5 protein-coding genes are annotated in these 7,158 nt (G+C 67.4%); 3 read left to right on the top strand and 2 right to left on the bottom strand.

Annotation, left to right across the window (positions count from 1 at the left end):
• Positions 1–40 precede the first annotated feature (40 nt).
• Positions 41–139 (top strand): IS3 family transposase, encoded by a 99-nt coding sequence (locus ACZ4S3_RS38610; RefSeq protein WP_119589968.1) that lies wholly within the window; start codon positions 41–43, stop codon positions 137–139.
• 925 nt (positions 140–1,064) lie between these two features.
• On the opposite strand, the gene ACZ4S3_RS38605 is transcribed toward ACZ4S3_RS38610, so the two are convergent.
• Both ACZ4S3_RS38605 and ACZ4S3_RS38600 read right to left on the bottom strand, forming a co-directional pair.
• Complete coding sequence (locus ACZ4S3_RS38605; RefSeq protein WP_467943261.1) at positions 1,065–1,481, bottom strand: YeeE/YedE thiosulfate transporter family protein; 417 nt, start codon at positions 1,479–1,481, stop codon at positions 1,065–1,067.
• Positions 1,481–2,137, bottom strand: coding sequence for a YeeE/YedE family protein (locus tag ACZ4S3_RS38600; protein WP_467943259.1), 657 nt, complete (start codon positions 2,135–2,137; stop codon positions 1,481–1,483). The genes ACZ4S3_RS38605 and ACZ4S3_RS38600 overlap by 1 nt, the downstream gene beginning before the upstream one ends.
• Positions 2,138–4,052: 1,915 nt before the next feature.
• Between ACZ4S3_RS38600 and ACZ4S3_RS38595 the strand changes: the two genes are divergently transcribed.
• Together ACZ4S3_RS38595 and ACZ4S3_RS38590 are read left to right on the top strand one after the other, a co-directional pair.
• Positions 4,053–5,687, top strand: a complete 1,635-nt coding sequence (locus ACZ4S3_RS38595) for a serine/threonine-protein kinase (RefSeq protein ID WP_467943258.1) — start codon at positions 4,053–4,055, stop codon at positions 5,685–5,687.
• 12 nt (positions 5,688–5,699) lie between these two features.
• The gene (locus ACZ4S3_RS38590) at positions 5,700–6,707 is read left to right on the top strand and encodes a class I tRNA ligase family protein (protein WP_467943265.1); all 1,008 of its coding nucleotides are present in this window, start codon (positions 5,700–5,702) and stop codon (positions 6,705–6,707) included.
• The last annotated feature ends 451 nt before the right edge of the window (positions 6,708–7,158 follow it).

Raw genomic sequence — 7,158 nt, 5'->3', positions numbered from 1 at the left:
CACGGGTTCCTGGCCCAGCCGGGCCACCGCCCGCACTGCGATCTTCGACTTCATCGAGGGCTGGTACAACTTGCACCGACTACACAGCAGCCTCGGCTACCGCAGTCCCGCCGAATACGAGACCGCACTCGCAGCCTGACCACCACACCGATGGTGTCCGTCAAGGCGGAACAAGCTCAAGCGAGGATCACATGAGTGAGGCAATAACGTGCACGGCTTGTGGCTTATCTGCGCCGCAGGAGGAGCTGGTTCCGTACGCGCGCATGTTCCGTAACTCACAGTTAGTGGTCTCGCGTTCGGGGGACCAAGCGGAGCGGCGACATGAGTCGGTGTATCGAGTGGTGGCCAGGCGGTGTACAGGTTGCGGGCTACTGCAGTGGTATGCGCGGGCCAAGTAAGATCACGGCCAGAGACAACAAGCGAGAGCCCAGGCCGTGTCCTACGGTCTGGGCATTCCTCGTCACGCGTCGAGTCAGCCTGCCTAGAAGGGCATAGCTGCGGTTTGAAAATGCGGCTCCTTGGTGTGCCAACTGGCGAGCCTGCAGAGGCGTATTGAGCGCGTGTACCGTGACCTGGAATAGATCTCCAGGCGCGTGTCGAGTGCCGCCTCCCAGTGCTTGACCGGCTTCATAGTCCCGAGCCGCCAAGAGGCCCTGTCTTCATGCGCAGACCGCCTCACGATCACGCGATCTGGGACCCTGTTCGACCAAACAAGCCTCATGGCGGGTACGACAACGGCTTCTTATGCTCGCGGCCCGTCACCAGGAGGTTTTACGTCCTGGGCCGACGGTGCTTGGCTTCTACCGAGGTCTGTGGCGGACGCGGATCGTCCCATGGCATGGTGACCGGCACGGGTGCGAGGAACTCCACGTGCTGTTGTAGTGCCTTGGCCACGCTTGAGGGCAGGGGCACGTCGCGGACCTTGCGCCCCTTGCCGTGACGCCGCGGGAGCCGGGCTCTGCGTCGCCCAGTCCCAGGTGGGCATGGGCGACGCAGGCCGTCGGGGAGATCGTCAAAGCGAGAGCCCCAACCTTCATGGCTCGTGTCGGTGGGGGCGTGCTTGGTTACAGCCCGCAGGAGCCGCGGTCGAGGTGGAAGTACCGGGCGTTGACCCAGCGGCACAACCGGATACCGACGATGACGCCGACGATGGTGATCAGGGCAGGCAGGTATCCGCTGGCGACCTGGATGACCGGGATTGCAGGGCACCCACCTGAGATCGCCCAGCCCGTACCGAACAACACCGCGCCGGGGATCACGCCGGCGTGGATGCGCCCTGGGGTGCGGCGGACCCGCAGCAGAGCGAACGCGCACACGAGGATCACCACAGCACCCGCGAAGGAGAGGAACATGCGCAGGTCCTGGAAGGTGAACATGCGGTTCAGCTCGGCGTAGTCGCCGAAACCGATGTTGGTGACGGTATAACCGAGGGCCAGTCCGGTGATGATGTTGGCCAGCAGAATCGCGCCCCGGGTGCGCATCAGATCACCTTCCACAGGAGGAACGACACCGCGACGGCGGTGCCGAAGAACACGGCGGTCGCGACGATGCTGACCGGCCGCAGCCGGCCGCAGCCGCTGAGTCCGTGGCCGGAGCTGCACCCACCGGCCAGCCGAGTGCCGAAGCCGACCAGCACACCTCCCACGAACAGCATGGCGATCATGGTGGTCGAATCGGCGGTGACCAGGTCCCGAAAACCCGGGCCCATGTCGTAGCGGAGGTGGAAGCGCCCGGAGGCGACCGCGGCGATGAACCCACCGAGGAAGATCGACATCAGCAGGGCAGCCTGAGTGACCAGCGGGGCCGGGCGCAGGCTCGTGGCTGCCGGGCGCTCACTCGCTGCCGATTCGGCGTCGGCTTCGAGCGGCTGCGACTTCTCGTACGGTTCCTGCGGCACGGTAGACGCGCCGGTGCCGGTGCCGAAGTGCTCCGCTGTGGCTGCGGCAAGCGCCTCAGCCAGAGCTTGGTCGTCGGCGAACTCCTCGTCCATCCGCTCGAGCTGGCGTTCGCGACGCCAGTGCAGCACGCGATCCCACGCGGCCGACACCCCGAGCGACCGATCGGTGATGAGGGTGTGGTTGATGGTGATCAGAGCGAGCCCGATAGCGCCCGCCCACCAGGGCCAGTAGGCACTCATGCGGGTCCTCTCATCCAATCGGCAAATCGAGCCCACCAGCCGCGCTTTGAGTCGGGCGCAGCGAGGCGGTCCGAAGGTCGGGCAACCTGTGGTGACGGTTGCTGATGCCGGACACCTGCTCGCGTAGGTGTTGCCCCGAACTGGGCCATGGCCTCCGGTGTCGCGGTTCCAGGTCCTGACTGCTCATGTGGCCGGGTCGTCCGGGTGGCGCTGGATTGGTCCACCTCGGCCGGGGCTTCGAGGTGCCGCGCCTGGGCTCCGTTGGGCAGCAGACTGATCGGCACGCGCTCGCCGGTGAGTGACATCTGGTAGCGCGCACAGCCGAGCCATCGATCCGCGCTGTCGCAGTAGTACTCGCGCCAACCTTGCAAGCTCGCCTTGAGTAGGGGGAAAAGGGGGCATCCTGCGGCGTGTGAGCAACCCACGTTGCTCCCTCCTGACTGGTGTACCACCCGTTGGGGGAGAGCGGTTGCTGTTCTCGATTCCTGCCCCCGCCGGCCCGGTCGACGGTCTGAAAAGCAATGCGGTGGCGGGCAGCGACAGAAGGCGGTGTGCCTCAATTCCTCGACCGGGCGCGATGCAATCATTGTTTCGGTGTGCCGAGCAACTCGGGGAATTTTTCCAAACAGGTCACTTGGCACTACTTAGTGAGATACTCCCGCGACGGATTTGCGGCGTCTGTCTCTCGTGTCCGGATATTTGCGACCGCCGGCGAGGCCGCTTGGATCGTGATTCGACTTCGTGTTTGCTGCCCGCGCCGGCGCAAGTCAGCCGTTTATGGAGAGGGTGTAAATTCTGGAGTTCCTTGCGGCGATGGCGCGAATGTCGCATATGTCAAACGAAGGGCTAAGGGAGAGTAATCATGTGTCAACGTGCTGTCTGTCGGTCGTGCCGGAAGTTGACCCATGAGGGCTGCGGAAGGCATGTGGACCAAGTTCTCAAGGGTGTGCCAACGGCTCAGCGGTGCATGTGTGAGCTTGCGGAACGCAAGCGTGAACGCTCAGTCGAGGCGACGACTCGATCGGAATCTGTGCCGACCCGACAGAGCGGGGCGTCGCGACGCACACACGCTCCTGGGTACCCGGGGAGTCGGCCGGGCCGATCGAGGGGCGACTTCTGGGCTCGGCTCATCGATTGGGTGAAAAGACCGGCATGAGATAGTGATCCGAGTGCGCTCGCTTTGGGTCCCTTGAGTGCAGGGTGTTGGTTATTGGGCCATGAGAATGCGGATTTCAGAACTCCGGGGTGCTGCCAAGTGGCACCGAGCGCGGAGCCGGCACCAACACCCGCGTCTCGTGACGAACGTCATCGGCGCTCTGCATGACAGCACGTGCTTCGCCTGATGACCCCATCCACTTTCTGCGGGCCCGCTGCACCAAAGAATGCCTTGGCGCGATGATCCTCCGGATGGAGAACTGACAGTCGCTCGTCGCCGACGTGAATGCCGGGCAAGCCGTCAACTGATGACGGCAGCCCGCGGGGCATTGCCACGTGGGACGCCCGGGCTGCCGTATGCGCGCAGGAGCGGGCCGGCACGGGGGGAACCAGCCCGCTCCTGCGGTCGGCGCCCGCGTACCTCCGCAGGAGAGCGAGCGCCTCGACCCTCATGATCGGGTCACTCCTTCCAGCGTGCTGTGCCCCTGGAATGTCACTGGTGGCGAGAGATGGTCACCAATCCAGCGCTCTTGTGAACAGAGCAACTTAAAGCCGTCACGCCTCAGCCGCCAACCATGCGCGCATCCTTGCCCTCTGGCGGGACTGCCCGTAGCAGCCGGGCTCTACGCCGCCCGGAAAGTCAAGGTTGCAGGGCCGGTACGCTGAGGCCGCTGCGGCACTCCGCACCTTGATCCGCGCCCCACGGTGAGTCATGGCTTACGGCGATCAAGACGTCTTTGGGCATGAGGATGAAGAGCAAGTGCTGATAGCGGGCCGATACCGGCTGCGAGACACCATCGGGCGGGGCGCGATGGGGGAGGTCTGGCGGGCCTTCGACGAGACGCTCGGCAGACCGGTTGCCGTGAAACTCCTGCTCCCCCACGACTCCGACCCCACCGCGCCCTCCCGCTTCCGGCTGGAGGCCCAGACCGCCGGACGCCTCAGCCACCCGCATGTGGTCGCCGTTCTCGACTTCGGTGAGCACGAAGACCGTCCGTTCCTGGTGATGGAGCTCGTCGATGGGGACAGCCTCGCCGACCGGCTCACCGTCTCCGGACCGCTGCCCGCCGAGCACGTGGCCCAGATCGCCGCACAGGCCGCCCTTGGGCTGGCCGCCGCGCACCGGCAGGGCATCGTGCACCGGGACATCAAGCCGGCCAACCTCCTGCTGGGCGCCGACGACACCCTGAAGATCGGCGACTTCGGCATCGCCCGCTTCCTCGACGACCCCGGTGCCGCGCTCACCGCCACCGGTCAGATCGTCGGCACCAGCCTTTACCTCGCGCCCGAGCGGGCCCTGGGCCGCACCGCCGGCCCGGCATCCGACGTGTACTCCCTGGGCTGCCTGCTCTACCAACTCCTCACCGGCCGACCGCCGTTCCAGGCGGACACTGCGCTCGCGGTGCTTCATCAGCACCTCGATGCCGCCCCCGTCCCACCCCGGCAACTCGGCGCCGATCTACCGCCCGCCTTCGAAAGCTATTTGCTCGGTCTGCTGGCCAAGGAGCCCGAGAGCCGACCCACGGCGCAGGAGGTGGCGGACTGGTTCGGGCGCGGAGCCTGGCGCGGCGCGCCGGAGCCGCTGCCCAGCGAACGCCAGCATCACAGCCACTCGGACCAGCCGCACGTCACCGGCTCAAGGGCTGACGAGCGTTACCAGCCGTTGTTCGGCACCACGGTCACCTCGCCGGTCTTCGGCGTGGACGTCCCGGTGCTCGCGCACCCGGCCGCGGAGCCCGGGCGCGGCACGGGCATCGTCATGTGCTGCACCTTCGGTGACCTCACGGACGTCCAGTGGTGGCGCGAGCTCCGGCTGCCGACCCGTACCGTCATCGGCCGGGACGGCCGCATCCTGCCGGACCCGCCCACCGGACTGGACGGTCCCGACGGGCGCAAGGCCCATGCCGAACTGGTGGGGGCGACGGTCCACACCGCGCGCGAGCGCGTCGTGGCCATGCTGCGGGAATCCGGCGACCTCCAGGGCGAGCCGGGCAAGACCGTCCGCCCGGTCAAGTTCTATGAAAAGGGCGACAAGCCGCTGGAAATCGTCTCCAGTCGGCAGTGGTTCATCCGCTCCCTGCCCCACCAGGACGTGCTGCTCCGCCGCGGCGAGGAGCTGCAGTGGCATCCCGCCTACATGAAGGGGCGCTACGACGACTGGGTGCGCGGACTGAACAGTGACTGGCTGATCAGCCGTCAGCGGTTCTTCGGCGTGCCCTTCCCGGTGTGGTACCCGCTCGACGACGTGGGGCAGCCGCGGCACGACGCGCCGATCGTGGCGAGCGAGGACGCGCTTCCCGTGGACCCGTCGTCGGACGTGCCTCCCGGCTACACCGAGAGCCAGCGCGGCGCTCCCGGTGGCTTCATCGGCGACCCGGACGTCATGGACACCTGAGCCACGTCGTCGCTGACCCCGCAGATCGCCTGCGGCTGGGAGGCGGACACCGAGCTGTACGCCCAGGTGTACCCGATGGACCTGCGCCCCCAGGGCCACGACATCATCCGCACCTGGCTGTTCGCGACCGTGCTGCGGGCCGAGCTGGACGCGCACACCCTGCCCTGGCGGCACGCCGCGCTCTCGGGCTGGATCCTCGACCCCGACCGCAAGAAGATGAGCAAGTCCAAGGGCAATGTCGTCACGCCCATGGGGCTGCTGGAGCAGTTCAGCCCGGACGGGGTCCGCTATTGGGCGGCCAGCGGCCGACCCGGCACCGACACGGCGTTCGACCAGGGCCAGATGAAGGTCGGCCGCCGCCTTGCGACCAAGCTGCTCAACGCCGGCAAGTTCGTCCTGTCCTTCCCCGAGCCGGAAGCCGGGGCCATGGTCACGGAGCCGCTGGACCGGGCGATGCTGGCGGCCCTGGACGACGTGATCCGGCAGGCGACCGACGCGCTGGTCGACTTCGAGTACACCACGGCACTGGAGCGCGTCGAGCGGTTCTTCTGGTTCTTCTGCGATGACTACCTAGAACTGGTCAAGCGGCGCGCCTACGACGAGGACGGTGGCGCCGCCACGCAGTCCGCCAGGCTCGCCCTGCGGCAGGCGCTGTCGACCCTGCTGCGGCTTTTCGCCCCCTTCATGCCGTACTCCACCGAGGAGGCGTGGTCGTGGTGGCACACGGACTCCGTGCACACCAGCGACTGGCCGCGGCCCGCCGGCGAGCGTGCGGCCGGCGGTGACGCGCTGATCTCCCTGGCGGGGAAGGCCATCAGCGCGGTCCGCAAGGCCAAGAGCGACGCCAAGCGCCCCATGCGCTCGCCGGTCGCCGAGCTCCGCGTCCACGGCAGCGCCGACGAGCTGGACACGGTCTCCGCCATCGCGGCGGACCTGATGGCGGCGGGCAACATCGACGGACTCGACCTCGCACCGGCCGAAGACGGGCTGCGCTTCGAGGTCGCTCTGGCCGAGTCGTAGGACACATCCGCCGGAACCGCGGGCGCGGTTCCGGCGGGTCCGCGGCCCACGGGCCGTGGAGACCCTTGATCATCCATGTGCTCGGCCGGGGACCGTGTCCCCTATAGTCCCGATGCCATGACGGCCTTTGCCTCCTTCACCTTCGTCCGCCGTTCCGACGGGCTCCACTACCATTTCGAAGAGGTCGGCGAGCGCCACGGCCGGCCCGCCTACCGCCGTACGGACGGGGAGGTGTGGTGCGTCTGGTCGCCGAACGACGGCTGGCACTGCGAGATCGCCGACGGCCTCGTCACTGCCCACCCCCTGGCCGGCCGGGGGTGGGGAGTGACGAGACCGAACCCCCTGCCACCGCCTGGCGCAGTTTCAAGAACGACCGCTCCTACGTGTACGACCTCCGATGGAGCGCATCCAGTGCATCCCCGGCACGATCCGCCGGACAGCCCCCGGCCTG

It is taken from the genome of Streptomyces sp. NPDC028368 (assembly GCF_055565615.1).
This window is presented reverse-complemented; position numbering and strand designations above follow the sequence as displayed.

What these genes read in the sequence shown, in the direction of transcription:
- ACZ4S3_RS38600 (WP_467943259.1), bottom strand. Translation starts at nt 2,137, where the DNA reads ATGAGTGCCTACTGGCCCTGGTGGGCGGGCGCTATCGGGCTCGCTCTG.
- ACZ4S3_RS38605 (WP_467943261.1), bottom strand. Translation starts at nt 1,481, where the DNA reads ATGCGCACCCGGGGCGCGATTCTGCTGGCCAACATCATCACCGGACTG.